Annotated in this window: 21 protein-coding genes; 19 read left to right on the top strand and 2 right to left on the bottom strand. The window is 33.8% G+C overall.

The features are described 5' to 3' along the window. Nucleotide 1: 1 nt before the first annotated feature. A complete protein-coding gene (locus tag ACRHNM_RS01575) occupies nt 2–751 on the top strand; it encodes a LytR/AlgR family response regulator transcription factor (RefSeq protein WP_431132962.1) in 750 nt (249 codons plus the stop codon). Nucleotides 752–1,038: 287 nt separating this feature from the next. Next, a complete protein-coding gene (locus tag ACRHNM_RS01570; RefSeq protein ID WP_431132960.1) occupies nt 1,039–1,242 on the top strand; it encodes a PID-CTERM protein-sorting domain-containing protein in 204 nt (67 codons plus the stop codon). On the opposite strand, the gene ACRHNM_RS01565 is transcribed toward ACRHNM_RS01570, so the two are convergent. Next, entirely contained in the window at nt 1,239–1,838 is a 600-nt protein-coding gene (locus ACRHNM_RS01565) for a riboflavin synthase (RefSeq protein ID WP_431134001.1), read from the bottom strand. The two genes, ACRHNM_RS01570 and ACRHNM_RS01565, sit on opposite strands and share 4 nt — an antisense overlap. Nucleotides 1,839–1,963: 125 nt before the next feature. Here ACRHNM_RS01565 and pdxA point away from each other — a divergent pair, with 125 nt between their 5' ends. The 17 genes from pdxA (at nt 1,964) to ACRHNM_RS01480 (ending at nt 15,872) form a co-directional block, all read left to right on the top strand. Beyond that, nucleotides 1,964–3,010 carry a 4-hydroxythreonine-4-phosphate dehydrogenase PdxA gene (gene pdxA, locus ACRHNM_RS01560; RefSeq protein WP_431132958.1) on the top strand — a complete coding sequence of 349 codons (1,047 nt, stop codon included), beginning with the start codon at nt 1,964–1,966 and terminating at the stop codon, nt 3,008–3,010. Nucleotides 3,011–3,083: 73 nt separating this feature from the next. Then, nucleotides 3,084–3,626, top strand: coding sequence for a YceD family protein (locus ACRHNM_RS01555; protein ID WP_431133999.1), 543 nt, complete (start codon nt 3,084–3,086; stop codon nt 3,624–3,626). 8 nt (nt 3,627–3,634) lie between these two features. Next, a complete protein-coding gene (gene rpmF, locus ACRHNM_RS01550) occupies nt 3,635–3,838 on the top strand; it encodes a 50S ribosomal protein L32 (protein ID WP_204344563.1) in 204 nt (67 codons plus the stop codon). A 178-nt stretch (nt 3,839–4,016) separates the two neighbouring features. Next, a complete protein-coding gene (locus tag ACRHNM_RS01545) occupies nt 4,017–5,012 on the top strand; it encodes a beta-ketoacyl-ACP synthase III (RefSeq protein WP_431132955.1) in 996 nt (331 codons plus the stop codon). Between the two features lie 35 nt (nt 5,013–5,047). After that, nucleotides 5,048–5,527 carry an acetyl-CoA carboxylase biotin carboxyl carrier protein gene (gene accB, locus ACRHNM_RS01540; RefSeq protein ID WP_431132953.1) on the top strand — a complete coding sequence of 160 codons (480 nt, stop codon included), beginning with the start codon at nt 5,048–5,050 and terminating at the stop codon, nt 5,525–5,527. Between the two features lie 83 nt (nt 5,528–5,610). After that, on the top strand, nt 5,611–6,963 hold the full coding sequence (gene accC / locus ACRHNM_RS01535; protein ID WP_431132952.1) for an acetyl-CoA carboxylase biotin carboxylase subunit: 1,353 nt from the start codon (nt 5,611–5,613) through the stop codon (nt 6,961–6,963). A 217-nt stretch (nt 6,964–7,180) separates the two neighbouring features. Beyond that, nucleotides 7,181–8,296 (top strand): NAD(P)/FAD-dependent oxidoreductase, encoded by a 1,116-nt coding sequence (locus ACRHNM_RS01530; RefSeq protein WP_431132950.1) that lies wholly within the window; start codon nt 7,181–7,183, stop codon nt 8,294–8,296. Between the two features lie 3 nt (nt 8,297–8,299). Beyond that, nucleotides 8,300–9,007 carry a monofunctional biosynthetic peptidoglycan transglycosylase gene (gene mtgA, locus ACRHNM_RS01525; protein WP_431132948.1) on the top strand — a complete coding sequence of 236 codons (708 nt, stop codon included), beginning with the start codon at nt 8,300–8,302 and terminating at the stop codon, nt 9,005–9,007. After that, on the top strand, nt 8,991–9,452 hold the full coding sequence (locus ACRHNM_RS01520) for a 3-oxoacyl-ACP synthase (RefSeq protein WP_431132946.1): 462 nt from the start codon (nt 8,991–8,993) through the stop codon (nt 9,450–9,452). Before mtgA ends, ACRHNM_RS01520 begins: the two co-directional genes overlap by 17 nt. 54 nt (nt 9,453–9,506) lie before the next feature. Then, the gene (locus tag ACRHNM_RS01515; protein ID WP_431132944.1) at nt 9,507–10,646 is read left to right on the top strand and encodes an NAD(P)/FAD-dependent oxidoreductase; all 1,140 of its coding nucleotides are present in this window, start codon (nt 9,507–9,509) and stop codon (nt 10,644–10,646) included. 8 nt (nt 10,647–10,654) lie between these two features. Continuing rightward, complete coding sequence (locus ACRHNM_RS01510) at nt 10,655–11,362, top strand: methyltransferase domain-containing protein (RefSeq protein ID WP_431132942.1); 708 nt, start codon at nt 10,655–10,657, stop codon at nt 11,360–11,362. Further along, nucleotides 11,359–12,411 (top strand): type III polyketide synthase, encoded by a 1,053-nt coding sequence (locus tag ACRHNM_RS01505; RefSeq protein ID WP_431133997.1) that lies wholly within the window; start codon nt 11,359–11,361, stop codon nt 12,409–12,411. The genes ACRHNM_RS01510 and ACRHNM_RS01505 overlap by 4 nt, the downstream gene beginning before the upstream one ends. A 51-nt stretch (nt 12,412–12,462) precedes the next feature. Beyond that, a complete protein-coding gene (locus tag ACRHNM_RS01500; protein ID WP_431132940.1) occupies nt 12,463–13,257 on the top strand; it encodes an SDR family oxidoreductase in 795 nt (264 codons plus the stop codon). 3 nt (nt 13,258–13,260) lie between these two features. Next, on the top strand, nt 13,261–13,698 hold the full coding sequence (locus tag ACRHNM_RS01495; RefSeq protein ID WP_431132938.1) for a 3-hydroxyacyl-ACP dehydratase FabZ family protein: 438 nt from the start codon (nt 13,261–13,263) through the stop codon (nt 13,696–13,698). Further along, a complete protein-coding gene (locus ACRHNM_RS01490) occupies nt 13,695–14,969 on the top strand; it encodes a beta-ketoacyl-[acyl-carrier-protein] synthase family protein (RefSeq protein WP_431132937.1) in 1,275 nt (424 codons plus the stop codon). The genes ACRHNM_RS01495 and ACRHNM_RS01490 overlap by 4 nt, the downstream gene beginning before the upstream one ends. An 85-nt stretch (nt 14,970–15,054) precedes the next feature. Beyond that, the gene (locus ACRHNM_RS01485) at nt 15,055–15,309 is read left to right on the top strand and encodes an acyl carrier protein (protein ID WP_431132934.1); all 255 of its coding nucleotides are present in this window, start codon (nt 15,055–15,057) and stop codon (nt 15,307–15,309) included. Then, nucleotides 15,306–15,872 carry a 4'-phosphopantetheinyl transferase family protein gene (locus tag ACRHNM_RS01480; protein ID WP_431132932.1) on the top strand — a complete coding sequence of 189 codons (567 nt, stop codon included), beginning with the start codon at nt 15,306–15,308 and terminating at the stop codon, nt 15,870–15,872. The genes ACRHNM_RS01485 and ACRHNM_RS01480 overlap by 4 nt, the downstream gene beginning before the upstream one ends. Here the strand turns inward: ACRHNM_RS01480 and ACRHNM_RS01475 are convergent. Continuing rightward, a complete protein-coding gene (locus tag ACRHNM_RS01475) occupies nt 15,862–16,773 on the bottom strand; it encodes an ABC transporter ATP-binding protein (RefSeq protein ID WP_431132930.1) in 912 nt (303 codons plus the stop codon). The genes ACRHNM_RS01480 and ACRHNM_RS01475 overlap by 11 nt on opposite strands. Between the last annotated feature and the right edge of the window lie 35 nt (nt 16,774–16,808).

Genomic DNA, 16,808 nt, shown 5'->3' with positions numbered 1-16,808 from the left:
TATGTTAACAGCAATTATAGTAGAAGATTTAATGGATGCAATGCAACTTTTAAAAAGAGATATTGAAAGGCATCATCCAGAAATAAAAATCATACATACAGCTCAAAGTGTGGTTGAAGCCGCAAAAGTGCTTCGCAATAATGAACCAGATATTTTGTTTTTAGATATTATGTTGGGTGATGGCACTGGATTTGATATCCTTGAGATCTTTCCAGAATTAAAATCAAAAATCATTTTTGTTACTGCTAGCGATGAGTTTGCCATCAAAGCATTCAAATTTGCAGCAATAGATTATGTTTTAAAACCTTATGCTCAAGAAGAATTATCAAAAGCAATAGAAAGAGCTAAGCAGCAAATTCAACCAAATAAAGAACGACTTAATATCTTGAAACAGACCTTAAATTCACCTGATAAAAAACCAGATAAAATATCGTTACACACATTAGATAAAATTATAATTGTCAACTTAGATGATATTATTCGTTGTGAATCTGATAGTAACAATACGATGTTTTATCTTAAGGACGACAAAAAAATTTTTGTAACTAAAACATTAAAGTACTTTGCAGATTTATTAAAACCTTATGGGTTTTTGAGAGTACACCAGAGTCATTTGGTAAATCTCCAATGTATAAATGCCTTTATAAAAACTGATGGAGGGTATTTAATGCTTAAAAATGGCAAAAGTGTTCCTGTATCAGTGAGAAAAAAACATGAGGTTATTGAAGTTTTAGATGAAATGCATAAATAGTAGGTTTTCTTATACTTTAAGATGAGTTTTGATTTTGAAATAAATAAAACCAAAGTATAGATAATATCGTATATATGATGATAGTAAAATACAACATAACAACGTATTAAAACTAAAATAATGTTGAATTGCTTTTAAATGTGTTAAAAAAGCATATATTTGACATTAGGAAAATTTTAACGATTTTAAGACAAAAAAATACATTTAATCGATGTTTTTCGTCTTTTAGAGAGGAGTTTTCATATTTTATTTTGTTGACACAGTTTTTTTTATACTTTTACGACCTAATGAAAATACAAAACAGGAAAAATATAGCCTCAATCTTATTTGTATTAATAAGTTTTGTATGTAGTGCACAGCCAGATACTGCACCACCTCCTCCTGTCCCACCACCACCTCCAGGTATGCCTATCGATGATTTTTTACCAGTATTATTGGTAATAGCACTTGTTTATGGTATCGTAAAGCGATTTAAATATTCAAGACGTTAAGAAGATATAGCATTTATATCATACAATCTTTTAATGTATTTTCCAACAACATCAAATTCTAAATTCACAACAGTTCCTTCAGTAAAGATGTTAAAATTAGTGTGTTCATATGTATAAGGAATAATAGCTACACTAAACATGTGTGTTTTAGAATCCACAACAGTCAAACTCACACCATTTACTGTAATTGACCCTTTTTCAATAGTGATATTGTTTAAAGCCTTATCATATTCAAAGGTAAATACCCAACTGCCATTTGTGTTTTTAATATGCTTACAAACAGCGGTTTGATCAACATGACCTTGTACAATATGGCCATCAAGTCTGTCTCCTAATTTCATAGCACGTTCAATATTAACTAGATCACCCGTTTTTAGTTGACTAAGATTCGTCTTATCTAAAGTTTCTTTTATAGCAGTAACAGTATAGGTGTCATCGTCAATATCTACAACTGTTAAACAGATGCCATTATGAGAAATGCTTTGGTCAATTTTTAATTCATGAGTTATTTTAGAACGCATGGTCAGATGAAGGTTTTCGTTTTCGTTTTCTAATTTGGTTACAATACCTAAATCTTCAATAATACCTGTAAACATAATGTCAATTAAATGGTTAAATTTGTAATCACAAAAATACGCACAAAAGATAGCATTTAATTGATTAGACATATAAATTTCATCCAAAATTATGGTGAAAATGTGCAGAAGTTAAGGATTATTACATGAAGAAAGAACATAAAATAAAACTAGGAATTTCAATTGGAGACCTCAATGGTATCGGTTCAGAAATCATTATAAAGACGTTTGAAGACAATAGAATGTTGGAGTTTTGTACACCAGTTATTTTTGCCTCAATAAAAACAATGTCTTTTTTCAAAAAGCATTTTGGAAGCGCGATTAATTTTCACGGCATTAATCATATCAATCAAATCGTTGAAGGTAAAATCAATGTGCTCAATGTTTGGAAAGAAAATATAACAATCAATTTTGGTGAAGAGGATATTAAAATTGGAGAATATTCTGTTAAATCTCTCGAAAAAGCAACAGAAGCATTAAAAAACGAAGCGATAGATGTCCTGGTAACAGCGCCAATTCATAAACATAATATTCAATCTGAAAGCTTCAAATTTCCAGGCCATACCAATTACTTGGCTGAAAAATTAGGAGGCAAAAGCCTCATGTTCATGGTTACCGAAAACCTAAAAGTAGGATTGCTTACAGATCACGTTCCTGTAAAAGATGTTCCTGAACAAATAACTTCTAAACTTATTGAAGAAAAGGTGGAAACTGTTTATAAGTCATTAATTAAAGATTTTAGAATAAGCAAACCTAAAATTGCAGTTTTAGGTATCAATCCACATGCTGGAGACAATGGTGTAATCGGAAATGAAGACGAAAAAGTACTAAAACCAACATTAGAAAAAATAAGAGCTAATAAAAAACTTGTTTACGGACCATATTCTGCCGACAGTTTTTTCGGTTCAGGAAATTATAAAAATTTTGATGCCGTTATTGCCGCTTATCACGATCAAGGATTAATACCTTTTAAAACAATCGCCTTCGGAAATGGAGTTAATTATACAGCAGGACTCAACAAAGTAAGAACATCTCCAGACCATGGAACTGCTTTTGAAATTGCTGGAAAAGGAGAAGCAGATAACGGCTCGTTTAAAGAAGCTGTTTTTACAGCCATCCAAATTTTTAAGAATAGAAACGAATTTCAAGAAATCTCAAAAAACCCTTTAAAACCAAGGTCAAAAAAGATATAAACATTTTTTTGTTTATAACACCTAAAAAATAAATAATAATATATATATTTGCAGGCTCAAAATGAATGCGATGATGAAGCCCTTAAAAGACTATACCATACCTTATGTTGGTCTCAAGATAGGAAAGCACCATTTTGATTATCAAATTGATAAAAAGTTCTTTGAACATTTTGAGTATGATGATTTTAATGATGTAAATGTTAAAACAGAGTTGACTTTCGAAAAGAAAACAACACTGTTGGAGTTACATTTTCAAGTTTTAGGTGTGGTAAATGTCAATTGTGACCTTACAAACGAACCTTATAACCAGAATATAAACGGTGAGTTTGATTTGGTTGTGAAATTTGGAGATGAATACAATGATGATTTTGAAGACATAGTCATTTTACCACATGGTGAATACGAAATAAATGTTGCGCAGTATATATATGAATTAATTATATTATCTATGCCAGCAAAACGAATTCATCCAGGAGTAGAAGATGGTACATTGGATTCAGACATACTTAAAAAATTAGAAGAATTAAGCCCAAAAGGTTTAGAAGAAAAAGAAGAAACATCTGAGGAAATTGATCCTCGTTGGAATACATTAAAAAAACTATTAACGGATAAATAATATATAAAATGGCACATCCTAAAAGAAAAATATCTAAAACAAGAAGAGATAAAAGAAGAACACATTATAAAGCATCTGTTCCTACAATTGCTACGTGTCCTACTACAGGAGAAGCACACCTTTACCATAGAGCTCACTGGCACGAAGGTAAATTATATTACAGAGGTCAGGTATTGATTGATAATTCTGAAGCTGAAGAAAACTTAGCATAAATACTATGCACGCATATAATAAAACGCTCAACATTGAGCGTTTTTTTTATGTTTAATTTCTATAAGTCTTAAAAACGACTTAATTTGCATCATATTCGTTCAAAATTTAGTAAATTCATTAAAATTTTACCTTTTTTCGACGTTTTTTGTCTTTTTGGGACTGTTTTAAAAATACAATATGAGTAAAATCACAGCCGCAATTACTGGTGTAGGAGCTTATTTACCTGAATATAAATTGACCAACCAAATTTTGGAAACCATGGTTGATACTAATGACGAATGGATTACAACTCGTACAGGTATTAAAGAGCGAAGAATTCTTAAAGGCGAAGGCAAAGGAACATCTTTCCTTGCTATAAATGCTGCTAAAGATCTCATTAATAAAAAAGGTATTGATCCTAAAGAGATTGAATTGGTCATAGTTGCAACAGCAACTCCAGATATGAAAGCTGCTTCAACTGCAGCTTATACAGCTACTGAAATAGGTGCTGTAAACGCTTTTTCGTTTGACTTAGAAGCGGCTTGTTCTAGTTTTCTTTTCGGAATGTCTGTTGCTTCAGGTTATATTGAATCTGGTAAATACAAAAAGGTACTGCTTATAGGAGCTGATAAAAACTCTTCATTCATAAACTATAAAGACAGAGCAACTTGTATCATTTTTGGAGATGGAGCAGGAGCTGTTCTTTTTGAACCTAATGAGGAAGGTCTAGGGTTACAAGATGAATATTTGAGAAGTAATGGTGAAGGACGAGAATTTCTTCAAGCAACTTATGGTGGATCTTCATATCCAATTACTGCTGATACCTTCAAGGAAGGAAAGCATTATGTTTTTCAAGAAGGGAAAACAGTATTTAAAAATGCAGTATTTAACATGGCAGATGTTACCGAGCGTATCTTAGAAAGAAATAACTTAACTAAAGAAGATATTGCCTGGTTAGCAGCACATCAAGCTAATAAAAGAATTATTGAAGCTACCGCTAACAGAATGTCATTAGAATCAGAAAAAGTGATGATGAACATTCATAAATACGGAAATACTACTTCAGCAACACTACCATTACTGTTGCATGATTACGAATCACAACTAAAAAAAGGTGATAAAATTATATTCGCAGCATTTGGAGGCGGATTTACTTGGGGCTCAATCTATTTGAAATGGGCTTATAATTCCTAACGTTTAAACTAACTAATTAAAAAGACTAAATAATTATGGATATTAAGGAAATTCAAAACTTAATCAAATTTGTTGCCAAATCTGGAGCAAGTGAGGTTAAATTAGAAATGGATGATATTAAAATCACCATAAAAACAGGTGCAGATGACAAAGGAGAATCTACTACTTATGTTCAGCAAATACCAATGAATCAACCAGTAGCTCAGCCTGTCGCTGCTGCTGCTCCTGTTGCAGAACCAGCAAAAGAAGCTCCTGCAGCTTCTGAAGACTCAAAATTTATTACCATAAAATCACCAATCATAGGTACATTTTATCGTAAACCATCTCCAGACAAACCTATGTTTGTTGAGGTAGGATCTAAAATAGGAGAAGGTGATGTGCTTTGTGTGATTGAAGCAATGAAATTGTTTAATGAAATTGAGTCTGAAGTATCTGGAAAAATCGTTAAAATTTTAGTTGACGATTCGTCTCCAGTAGAGTTTGATCAACCATTATTCTTAGTTGATCCATCATAACAATTGAAAATTCCAATCCACAAATCCCAAAACCCAATTATTGGAATTTGGTGCTTGGAAATTGAATTTTTTAAATAGAAGTTATGTTCAAAAAAATATTGATTGCTAATAGAGGAGAAATAGCACTTCGTGTTATTAGAACCTGTAAAGAAATGGGTATCAAAACCGTTGCGGTTTACTCAACTGCTGATGCGGAAAGCTTACACGTAAAATTTGCCGATGAGGCTGTTTGTATTGGTCCACCAGCAAGTAGTGAGTCCTACCTTAAAATATCAAATATCATTGCAGCAGCAGAAATAACTAATGCTGACGCGATACATCCAGGCTACGGTTTTCTATCTGAAAATGCGAAGTTTTCAAAAATTTGCCAAGAACACGATATTAAATTTATTGGAGCTTCTCCTGAAATGATTGACAGGATGGGAGACAAAGCTAACGCAAAAGCAACTATGCTTGCTGCAGGAGTGCCCTGTGTTCCAGGAAGTGAAGGTATCATAGAAGATTTTGAAGAGTGTAAAAAATTAGCCAAAGAAACCGGTTACCCAGTCATGCTTAAAGCATCTGCAGGTGGAGGTGGAAAAGGGATGCGTGCCGTTTGGAAACCTGAAGATTTACAAAATGCCTGGGAATCTGCACGAACAGAATCTAAAGCTGCCTTCGGAAATGACGATATGTACATGGAAAAATTGATTGAAGAACCTCGTCACATTGAAATTCAGGTGGTGGGAGACTCAACAGGTAAAGCATGTCACTTATCTGAGCGTGATTGTTCGGTACAACGTCGTCACCAAAAATTAACCGAAGAAGTGCCATCGCCATTCATGACCACAGCCTTACGCAAGAAAATGGGACTTGCAGCAGTTAAAGCAGCAGAATACATTAAATATGAAGGTGCAGGTACTGTAGAGTTTTTAGTAGATAAGCATCGTAATTTCTACTTTATGGAAATGAATACTCGTATTCAGGTTGAACACCCAATTACAGAACAGGTCATTGATTTTGATTTAATTCGTGAACAAATTTTAGTAGCTGCAGGCGTACCAATTTCTGGAAAAAACTACACTCCTAATTTACATTCTATCGAGTGTCGTATCAATGCAGAAGATCCTTTTAACGATTTCCGACCTTCACCAGGACGCATTACAACATTGCATGCTCCAGGTGGTCACGGAGTGCGTTTAGATACGCATGTTTATGCTGGATATGTAATTCCGCCTAACTACGATTCTATGATTGCTAAGTTGATTACAACTGCACAAACACGTGAAGAAGCCATCAACAAAATGAAACGTGCTTTAGATGAATTCGTCATTGAAGGGATTAAAACAACCATTCCTTTTCACAGACAATTGATGGAGCATCCCGATTATCTGGCTGGTAATTATACCACGAAATTTATGGAAGATTTTAAAATCAAACCTGAAACAGAAGATTAATGCAACAACTCCGAAATTAACGTTTCGGAGTTTTTTTTGGCTGTTACCCTTTTCCGCAAAAGCTCCAAAGCGTCAGGCTATCCGCTAAATCTTTTTTGAAAAAGCAAAAAAGGATACCGCTTCTATCCTTAACAGAAATGACTGCTAAAATCTAGTTTGTATATTTTCATATTAAGCAAACCAAAAATCACTATTTTTACTCAACAACTCAACAACTGTGAACTTATCCTACTGGGAAATAAAATCATGGCTAACCAATGTAGATTATACCATCGTTGGTAGCGGAATTGTAGGTTTAAATTGTGCACTACAATTAAAGCAGCGCTTTCCTAAAGCGAGTGTTTTAATTCTTGAAAAAGGAACGCTACCTCAAGGAGCAAGTACAAAAAACGCAGGTTTTGCATGCTTTGGAAGTTTAAGTGAAATCATAGATGATCTGAAATCTCATTCTGAAGATGAGGTCTTTCAATTAGTGAAACAACGTATTAACGGATTACAATTACTACGACACACATTAGGCGACAGCAATATCAACTACCAACAATTAGGAGGCTTTGAATTATTTTCAAACTTCGATGATTTATTAGAGGAATGTAAAGCCAGACAAGACCAGATAAATTCTTTTTTAAAACCCTTGTTTCATCAGGAGGTATTTCGTTTTGAATCTGATGCCTTTGGTTTCAAAAATTGTAAAAGCACATTAAGCGTAAACCAGTTTGAAGGTCAGATAGACACAGGAAAAATGATGATGTCATTAATGCAACTCGCATTAAGTTCTGGAATTAAAATATTAAACAATATTACTGTAGAAGAATTTTCAGAAGATACCACATCCGTAAAAATCAAAACCAATCAGTTTGAATTCAACACATCTAAATTGCTAATTGCTACCAATGGATTTGCTTCCGTATTAAACATTTCCGAAGTCAAACCAGCTAGAGCTCAGGTATTAATCACAAAACCAATCGATAATTTACATCTAAAAGGAACATTTCACCTGGATCAAGGCTATTATTATTTCAGAAATATAGAGGATAGAATTCTATTTGGTGGTGGAAGAAATCTCGATTTTAAAGGCGAAGAAACTACAAAATTAAGTCAAACGACATTAATCCAAAATAAACTGGAAGACCTTTTAAAAACCACAATTTTACCAAACACACCTTTTGAAATTGAACATCGTTGGAGTGGCATTATGGGAGTTGGACAACAGAAAAAGCCCATTGTACAACAGATGAGTAATCACGTATTTTGCGGAGTGCGTTTAGGAGGAATGGGAGTTGCTATTGGAAGTTTAGTTGGTAAAGAATTAGCCGATTTATTGCAAAAGTAAACCATGAAATTCATAAAACGTTTCTTCAAATTCCTTTTCAAAACATTGTTTTGGCTCATTGTATTTTCAGTGGTTGTCGTTTTTGTATTTAAATGGACTCCAGTGCCAATGACACCTTTGATGGTGATTCGAAATATAGAGCAAACAGACCCTAATAAAGAAGGTTGGAAACATGACTGGATGCCACTTGAAGACATCTCTACAAATTTGCAATTGGCTGTAATCTGTAGTGAAGACCAAAACTTTCTAAAACATCATGGTTTTGATATTAAAGCTATTGAAAAAGCTTATGAAAACAATAGAAAAGGCAAAAAATTAAAAGGTGCAAGTACCATTTCTCAACAAACTGCAAAAAATGTATTCCTCTGGCCAAAAAGAAGCTGGACGCGAAAAGCATTAGAAACCTATTTCACATTTCTTATAGAGTTAATCTGGAGTAAAGAACGCATCATGGAAGTCTATTTGAATAGCATTGAAATGGGACCTGGAATTTATGGTGCTGAAGCTGCATCTCAATATTGGTTTAAAAAATCAGCATCAAAACTATCGAAATATGAAGCAGCTGCAATTGCGTCAATTTTACCAAGTCCATTAAAATACAGAGCTCGTCCAGCGTCACCATACATAGAAAGTAGAAAAGTATGGGTTGTTAAACAAATGAATTATTTTGGACCATTAAACTACCCAAAGCGAGATGATAACAACAAATAATTTGAAAACAAAATTGTATATTCAATGTCAGGAGTTTATTGATACTCGCTTAAAAGCGATACAAAACACCATTAATGAAATTCAAGAATCACTAACCTCTGAAACCAAAAGCTCTGCTGGAGACAAACATGAAACAGGTCGTGCAATGTTGCAATTAGAACGCGAAAAAGCGGGTCAGCAACTGGCAGAAATTCAAAAAATAAATCAGGTACTTTCTAAAATTGATGTATCAAAAACGTCTTCGGTTATCGGATTAGGAAGTGTCGTCTTTACAACACAGGCTAATTATTTCATAGCCATAAGCGCTGGCGAAATCAAAGCACAAAACCAATTGTTCTATGCGATTTCTGCAAATACACCTATTGCTAAATTACTCTTAGGTAAACAAGTTGGAGATTATATTGAGTTTAGGAATCAGGTGTTTGAGATTATTAAGATTATCTAAATTTATTCTAAATTATTTTCAGCGTATCTTTAAAAAAAGATTTAGAAAAAGAAATTGAATAAGAGTTCGTCAACATTTGATGTTATTATCGTTGGTGGTGGATTGGCTGGTTTATCAAGTGCCATTCATTTATCAAATGCGAACTTGCGTGTGTTAGTGATTGAAAAAAACAGTTACCCAAAACATAAGGTTTGTGGTGAATATATTTCTAATGAAGTCTTACCATACCTCAAATTTTTGGATATTGATGTGTTTTCATTAGGAGCAAAAAGAATCAATAAATTTCAATTATCAACAACCCAAAGCAAACTAATTTCTACAACACTACCTTTAGGTGGTTTTGGGATTAGCAGGTTTTGTTTAGACCATGCCTTAGCCAATAAAGCACATGAAGTTGGCGCTGAAATCCTTCAGGATTCAGTTGAAGACATACAGTTTTTAAATGATGAGTTTTCAGTAAATACTAAAAACACTGAGCTATTTAAAGCTAAAATTGTCATTGGTGCCTACGGAAAACGTTCCAATCTAGACATCAAACTCAATCGTCAATTTATAAAGCGTAAGTCGCCTTATCTAGCTGTGAAAACGCATGTAGCAGGAATTTTTCCAGATGATGTTGTAGCACTTCATAATTTTGAAGGAGGTTATTGTGGTGTATCTAAAGTTGAAAACGACAACATAAACGTATGCTATATTACGAACGTTAATAGGTTTAAAAAGTATAAGAACATTGATGAATTTCAACAGAAAGTCTTATGTCAAAATATGTTTCTAAGACACATTTTCAACAGTACAAACCCAGTGTTTGAAGAACCCTTAACGATAAGTCAAATTTCTTTTGATGCTAAAAAGCCTGTTGAAAATCACATTCTTATGTGTGGTGATACAGCAGCTTTAATTCATCCGCTTTGTGGAAATGGTATGAGTATAGCGATAAGAAGTGCTCAAATGGCTTCTGTATTAATTATCAACTATTTTAATTCGGAAACTTCCGATAGAGATGCATTAGAAAAGCAGTATCTTAGAGAATGGAATGTTGCGTTCAAATCGCGCTTAAAAACAGGCCATATGGTTGCTAATGTATTTAATCAGCCTAAATTATCTCAAGTATTAATGCATGGTCTTAAATGGTTTCCAGCCATTTTACCGTCCATTATTAAACGAACACATGGTAAAATAATGACAATAGAATGAGTTTGTTGGTGAATACAAAATACAGAAGCGAAGCAGAGGAAATTATGGACGATTTAGATTATAATGGTCCGATACTTCATGATGCATTAGATAAACTCGCAAAAATAAATCAATGGCTTGGCGGAAACAAGGTCACCATTAACGGATTAAAAAAAGCACTTAAAAACCATCCGAAAAGTGAAGCCATAACCATTATCGATTTAGGATGCGGAGGAGGTGATATTTTGAGACAAGTATCACGATTTGGAAAGAAAAATGGTTATCAATTTCAGTTGATTGGAATCGATGCAAATCAGCATACAGTTGATTATGCTTATTCGCAATCAAAAGCTTATGATAATATTGAGTTTAAAGCCTTAGATGTTTTTTCAGAGGAATTTAAAACTCTAGATTACGATTTGGGACTGACGACCTTATTTCTGCACCACTTTAAAAATGATGAGTTAGTATCGTTTTTAAAACCGGTTTTAGAAAAGGCAACATTAGGAATCGTGGTAAATGATTTACACCGACATAAACTAGCTTATTATTTGTTTAAATTACTCTGTGTAACGATTACCAACAAAACGATTGTTGAAGACGGATTAACATCTGTATTACGAGGATTTAAGCGACAGGAATTAGTGGAGATGTCACAGCAATTAAACGCAAATTATCAAATACAATGGAAATGGGCTTTTCGTTTTCAATGGATTCTGAAGAACAAAAATATATGAGTGTAAAAATTATATCAGTAGCAAAACAACTACCAAAATACACCAGAGAAACCAAGGATATCATTCCGTATTTAAACATCTGGTTATCTGGTCAGGAAGAGCGGTTTCAACGAAAAGTAATCAAGCTTTTTGAAAATGCTGGAGTCGATAGACGCTATTCTATTATGGATGCTGAAGAGGTGTTTTTGAAAACATCTTTTGAAGAAAAAAATGATATTTATGCTCGTGAAGTTGTAAAATTAGCTGAACAGTCTTTGGTCAAAGCACTTGACAAATCCAGTTTAAAACCAACAGATATTGATTATATTATTACGGTAAGTTGTACAGGAATTATGATTCCCTCAATGGATGCATATTTGATTAACAACCTCAAAATGAAGCAGGATATTGTTAGACTTCCTGTGACCGAAATGGGTTGTGCAGCTGGTGTTTCAGGAATCATTTATGCGAAGAATTTTCTGAAAGCAAACCCAAATAAACGCGCAGCAGTTGTTGCTGTAGAATCGCCAACAGCAACATTTCAACTGGATGATTTTTCAATGGTCAATATAGTGAGTGCAGCCATTTTTGGTGATGGAGCAGCAAGTGTTATTTTGTCGTCTTATGAACATGAAGAAGGCCCGAAAATAATTGATGAAGCCATGTATCATTTTTATGATGCTGAAACCATGATGGGTTTTAAATTGGTGAATACAGGTTTACAAATGATTTTAGATAAAGCTGTTCCTGAAACAATTTCAGAACACTTTCCAAGGATTGTATATCCGTTTTTAGAACGAAATAATATCACTATTGAAGATGTAGATCATCTTATTTTTCATCCTGGCGGAAAGAAAATTGTGCAAACCGTTGAAGATTTATTCGGATCTTTAGGAAAGAATATCGATGATACTAAAGAAGTTCTTAAATTGTATGGAAACATGAGCAGTGCAACGGTTTTATATGTTTTAGAGCGTTTTATGGATAAACAATTACCGAAAGGCGATTTAGGATTAATGTTGAGTTTCGGACCAGGATTTTCAGCGCAACGTATTTTGTTGGAGTGGTAATTAAATGTCACACTGAGCGCAGTCGAAGTGTCTTTTTAATAAGATAGTAATATGAAAGAATTTCAAGATAAAAACTATTGGGCACTTATTTTAGGAGGCTCCAGCGGATTGGGTTTAGCAACAGCTAAAAAACTCGCAAGACATGGTATGAATATTTGCATCATCCATCGCAACTCAAGAGCTCAAGAAGATGACATTAATACTGAATTTGATAACATCAAAGCCGAAGATGTACAATTCAAATCCTTTAACATTGATGCTTTTAAACCTGAAAAAAGAGAAGGGATTATAACTGAATTAAAAACCATATTTGGCTCTGGTGGAACAATAAGAACTTTGGTTCACAGCGTTGCAAAAGGAAATCTAAAGCCAATGGTTTCTAAAGATTCCTCAACTTTGAAAAATGACGATTTCACTTTAACCATTAATGCGATGGCTATCAGTTTGTACGATTGGACAAAAGCCATTTTTAAAGCCCATTTGTTTGCAAAAGATGCTAGAATTATAAGTTTTACAAGTGAAGGAAATACCAAAGCATGGAAGCATTATGCAGCCGTTTCAGCAGCTAAAGTCACTTTAGAAGCCATAACCAGAAATATAGCTTTAGAATTTGCACCTTTTGGAATTAGAGCGAATTGTATTCAGGCTGGAGTAACAGATACAGCATCGTTGCGCATGATTCCTGGAAGTGACCTAATAAAAGCACATAGTTTAAAACGAAATCCGTTTAAAAAATTAACACAGCCTGAAGATGTAGCCAATGCAGTTTATCTGTTATCAAAAGATGAAGCGTCCTGGATTAACGGTTGCGTCATTCCTGTAGATGGAGGCGAACATATAAGTTAACACATGACATCAAATCAAATCATAGCATTATTACCTTATCAAGATCCGTTTTTGTTTGTTGATGAATTGACTGCGCTATCTTCAGAAAGTATAACAGGGAATTATACCTTTAAAAAAGACGCTTATTTTTATAAAGGTCATTTTAAAAATAATCCAGTTACACCAGGCGTAATTCTAACAGAATGTATGGCTCAAATTGGTTTGGTATGCTTTGGAATTCATTTATTGAAAGATGAAATTTCAGAACAAAATCATCCACAAATAGCTTTAACTTCAAGCCAAGTCGATTTTTTTCTACCTGTATTTCCAGGAAAAAAAGTGACTGTGGTTTCTAAAAAAGAGGTTTTTAGATTTAATAAATTGAAATGTAATGTCAAAATGCTGAATGAAAGAGAAGAGTTGATATGTCGTGGAACAATTTCAGGAATGTTTAAAGCATGAAAAACAGAGTCGTCATAACAGGTTTAGGAGTCGTTGCACCAAATGGAGTAGGCATTAATGCGTTTTCTGAAGCTATAAAAAAAGGAGCATCGGGAATCACATTTCATCAACAATTAGCCGATTTAAATTTCTCGTGCTGCATTGGTGGAATCCCTCAAATTTCCGAAGAAAAACAACTAGAGTATTTAACACCTCTTCAATTAAGAGGTTTCCATAGCTCTGGTATTCTGTATGGATGTATGGCAGGAATTGATGCCTGGAAAGATGCAGGATTTTTTGTTAATGCTGATAGTGAATTAGATTATGATAGTGGAATGATTTTTGGAACAGGAACCTCAGGTGTTGAAAAATTCAGAGAAGCGATTTATAAACTCGATGAAGGTAACGTAAAACGTTTAGGAAGCACTGTTGTTGTTCAAACCATGGCTAGTGGAATTAGCGCTTTTTTAGGTGGAATCTTAGGATTAGGAAATCAAGTGACGACAAATTCTTCTGCCTGTACAACAGGAACAGAAGCGATTTTAATGGGTTACGAACGTATTAAAAACGGTCAGGCTAAACGCATGTTGGTTGGCAGCTGTAGTGATGATGGACCTTATATTTGGGGAGGATTTGATGCCATGCGAGTGATGACTTATAAGCACAATGACTTACCAGAACAAGGATCAAGACCAATGAGTGCAACAGCTTCAGGGTTTGTGCCAGGCGCTGGCGCAGGTGCTTTGGTTTTAGAATCTTTAGAAAGCGCACAACACCGAAACGCAACTATTTATGCTGAGGTTTTAGGTGGACAAATTAATTCTGGAGGACAACGACAAGGAGGTACCATGACAGCTCCAAATGCAAAAGCTGTGCAGCGTTGTATTAAGGAAGCAATAGCAAATGCAAATATTTCAGCAAATGATATCGATACCATTAATGGGCATTTAACAGCAACTTCAAAAGACAGCCTTGAAATAGAAAACTGGACGAAAGCTATTAATAGAAAAGGCAAAACGTTCCCTTATATAAACTCTTTAAAATCGATGATTGGCCATTGTCTGGCAGCTGCTGGAAGTATAGAAAGTGTAGCAACCGTTCTTCAGTTGAAAGAACAGTTTATATTTCCTAATATCAATTGTGAGGATATCCACGATGAAATTTCCAGATTAATTTCAGAAGAAAAAATAATAAAGCAGGTTTTGCATACAGAACTTAATATTGCGGCAAAAGCGAGTTTTGGTTTTGGTGATGTCAATGCATGTATTATCTTTAAAAAGTATTTAGAATAAACTTTAAAAACTCTTGTCAGTTCTAGCGAAGTCGAGAACTATTTAATAACCTCTCGGCTGCGCTTGAGGAGACAATTTGTAAACGATGACCAAAGACGAATTAATAGCCAAACTAAAAACAATTGTTCAACCTTATATCCAAGATGAACACTCCTTCAGACAATTGTCTGAAGACACAGATTTTATCAATGATTTGAAAATTAACTCAGCAAATCTTGTTGATGTTATTCTGGATGTTGAAGATGAATTTGATATTAGAATAGAGAATGAAGATATGGAAAAAATGACTTCAGTAAAAGCAGCTATGGATATTGTTAATCAAAAATTAGCTGAAAAATGATCGGAAACGATATTGTTGATTTAAAACAAGCAGCAAAAGATTCGAACTGGAAGCGACCTCGGTTTTTAGATAAAATATTTACACCAAAAGAACAATTATTTATTTCAGCTTCTGAAAGTAAAGCACAAATGGTTTGGTTACTTTGGAGTATGAAAGAAGCTGCTTATAAGGCTTATGTAAGAGAAACTGAATGTCGTTTTTTTAATCCGAAACGAATTCAATGCCAGTTGATGTTACACAACCAAGGGATTGCTTGTATTGATAAAAAATCATATTATTTAAAGTCTGTAATTACGTCAGAATATGTTCACAGTATAGCAGTGAAAGCCGAAACCCTAAGCCTAGAAGTTCATCATTTTAAATTGTTTGAGGCCAATCAAGGTGAAATAGTAAGAGTACAATTATTAAAGTATATATCATTAAAGAAGGGAAAAGACTTAAGATCATTTGAAATAAAAAAAACAGCGTCTGGTGTACCAAATGTGTTTTCAAATCAGGAACAAGTTTGTGATGCTTTGTCGATGTCACATCATGGTAAATATGGAGCCTTTGCTATTTGTTAACAGCTAAACAGACGAGACTTCCTTCAGGAATTTCCTTTAAATTTTCAAAAAATAAAGGTTCATTTCCAAAACTAGATTGAATTAAATAATAAGGTCCTTTAAAGTAATTTTTAACAACTTTAACTTCAATATTTGATGTCTTCACAACTTTGAGTTGATGAGCATAAACGATTTCAGTATGGATGATATTAAACTCATCAAAAAAGGAAGCGACTATAGGTGTTTTTGGGTTTTTAAATAACTGTTTAGGTGAATCATTTGCTTCAATTTTAGCATTGTTTAATAGAAGCATTCGGTCTGCAAATCCTAAAACATCATTTTTATCGTGAGTTGCTACGATACACGTAATCTGTTTGTCTTTTAAATATGTAAAAACCCGTCTTCTAAGCGATTGTTTTTTAAAATTATCAATATGACTAAAAGGTTCATCAAGCAGAATAATTTCAGGCTCTTTAGCCAATGCACGAGCAAGTGCCACACGTTGTTTCTGTCCTCCACTAAGCGTTTTCACTTTTACATTAGCAAATTCTGAAAGTTCAACAACTTCCAGTAATTCCAGAGTTCGTTTTTGCTTTTCTTCTGGGTAGAAATTTGATAGAAATTCACCGATGTTTTCTTGCACACTTGTATATGGCATTAAATCAAATTCTTGAGCCACATGCTTTATAAAATGATATCCAACGACAAGGTTGTACTGTGGACCTAATATTTGCTGATCTTTCCAGAATATTGTACCATCATCTAAATCATATTTGCCATAAAGAAGCTTAAGTAGCGTGGTTTTTCCAGAGCCACTTTCACCAATTATAGAAAGGTGTTCACCAGAATTTACTGAGAAATTAATCTCATCTAAAATCTTATTTTTTTTATAACTAAAAGTGAGGTTTTTAACTTGAAGCATAACACAAAAGTACTACAAAAAAGCCGCTACATTAA

Source organism: Psychroserpens mesophilus (assembly GCF_050617655.1).
GTDB classification, from domain to species: Bacteria; Bacteroidota; Bacteroidia; order Flavobacteriales; family Flavobacteriaceae; genus Psychroserpens; species Psychroserpens mesophilus_A.
The sequence above is the reverse complement of the archived record's forward strand: the minus strand, read 5'-3'. Positions and strand labels throughout refer to the sequence as shown.

Excerpts from the sequence above, each read along its gene's own strand:
- ACRHNM_RS01575 (WP_431132962.1), top strand. The coding sequence starts at position 2 with ATGTTAACAGCAATTATAGTAGAAGATTTAATGGATGCAATGCAACTT.
- ACRHNM_RS01570 (WP_431132960.1), top strand. The coding sequence starts at position 1,039 with ATGAAAATACAAAACAGGAAAAATATAGCCTCAATCTTATTTGTATTA.
- ACRHNM_RS01565 (WP_431134001.1), bottom strand. The coding sequence starts at position 1,838 with ATGTTTACAGGTATTATTGAAGATTTAGGTATTGTAACCAAATTAGAA.
- pdxA (WP_431132958.1), top strand. The coding sequence starts at position 1,964 with ATGAAGAAAGAACATAAAATAAAACTAGGAATTTCAATTGGAGACCTC.
- ACRHNM_RS01555 (WP_431133999.1), top strand. The coding sequence starts at position 3,084 with ATGAAGCCCTTAAAAGACTATACCATACCTTATGTTGGTCTCAAGATA.
- rpmF (WP_204344563.1), top strand. The coding sequence starts at position 3,635 with ATGGCACATCCTAAAAGAAAAATATCTAAAACAAGAAGAGATAAAAGA.
- ACRHNM_RS01545 (WP_431132955.1), top strand. The coding sequence starts at position 4,017 with ATGAGTAAAATCACAGCCGCAATTACTGGTGTAGGAGCTTATTTACCT.
- accB (WP_431132953.1), top strand. The coding sequence starts at position 5,048 with ATGGATATTAAGGAAATTCAAAACTTAATCAAATTTGTTGCCAAATCT.
- accC (WP_431132952.1), top strand. The coding sequence starts at position 5,611 with ATGTTCAAAAAAATATTGATTGCTAATAGAGGAGAAATAGCACTTCGT.
- mtgA (WP_431132948.1), top strand. The coding sequence starts at position 8,300 with ATGAAATTCATAAAACGTTTCTTCAAATTCCTTTTCAAAACATTGTTT.
- ACRHNM_RS01520 (WP_431132946.1), top strand. The coding sequence starts at position 8,991 with ATGATAACAACAAATAATTTGAAAACAAAATTGTATATTCAATGTCAG.
- ACRHNM_RS01505 (WP_431133997.1), top strand. The coding sequence starts at position 11,359 with ATGAGTGTAAAAATTATATCAGTAGCAAAACAACTACCAAAATACACC.
- ACRHNM_RS01500 (WP_431132940.1), top strand. The coding sequence starts at position 12,463 with ATGAAAGAATTTCAAGATAAAAACTATTGGGCACTTATTTTAGGAGGC.
- ACRHNM_RS01495 (WP_431132938.1), top strand. The coding sequence starts at position 13,261 with ATGACATCAAATCAAATCATAGCATTATTACCTTATCAAGATCCGTTT.
- ACRHNM_RS01490 (WP_431132937.1), top strand. The coding sequence starts at position 13,695 with ATGAAAAACAGAGTCGTCATAACAGGTTTAGGAGTCGTTGCACCAAAT.
- ACRHNM_RS01485 (WP_431132934.1), top strand. The coding sequence starts at position 15,055 with ATGACCAAAGACGAATTAATAGCCAAACTAAAAACAATTGTTCAACCT.
- ACRHNM_RS01480 (WP_431132932.1), top strand. The coding sequence starts at position 15,306 with ATGATCGGAAACGATATTGTTGATTTAAAACAAGCAGCAAAAGATTCG.
- ACRHNM_RS01475 (WP_431132930.1), bottom strand. The coding sequence starts at position 16,773 with ATGCTTCAAGTTAAAAACCTCACTTTTAGTTATAAAAAAAATAAGATT.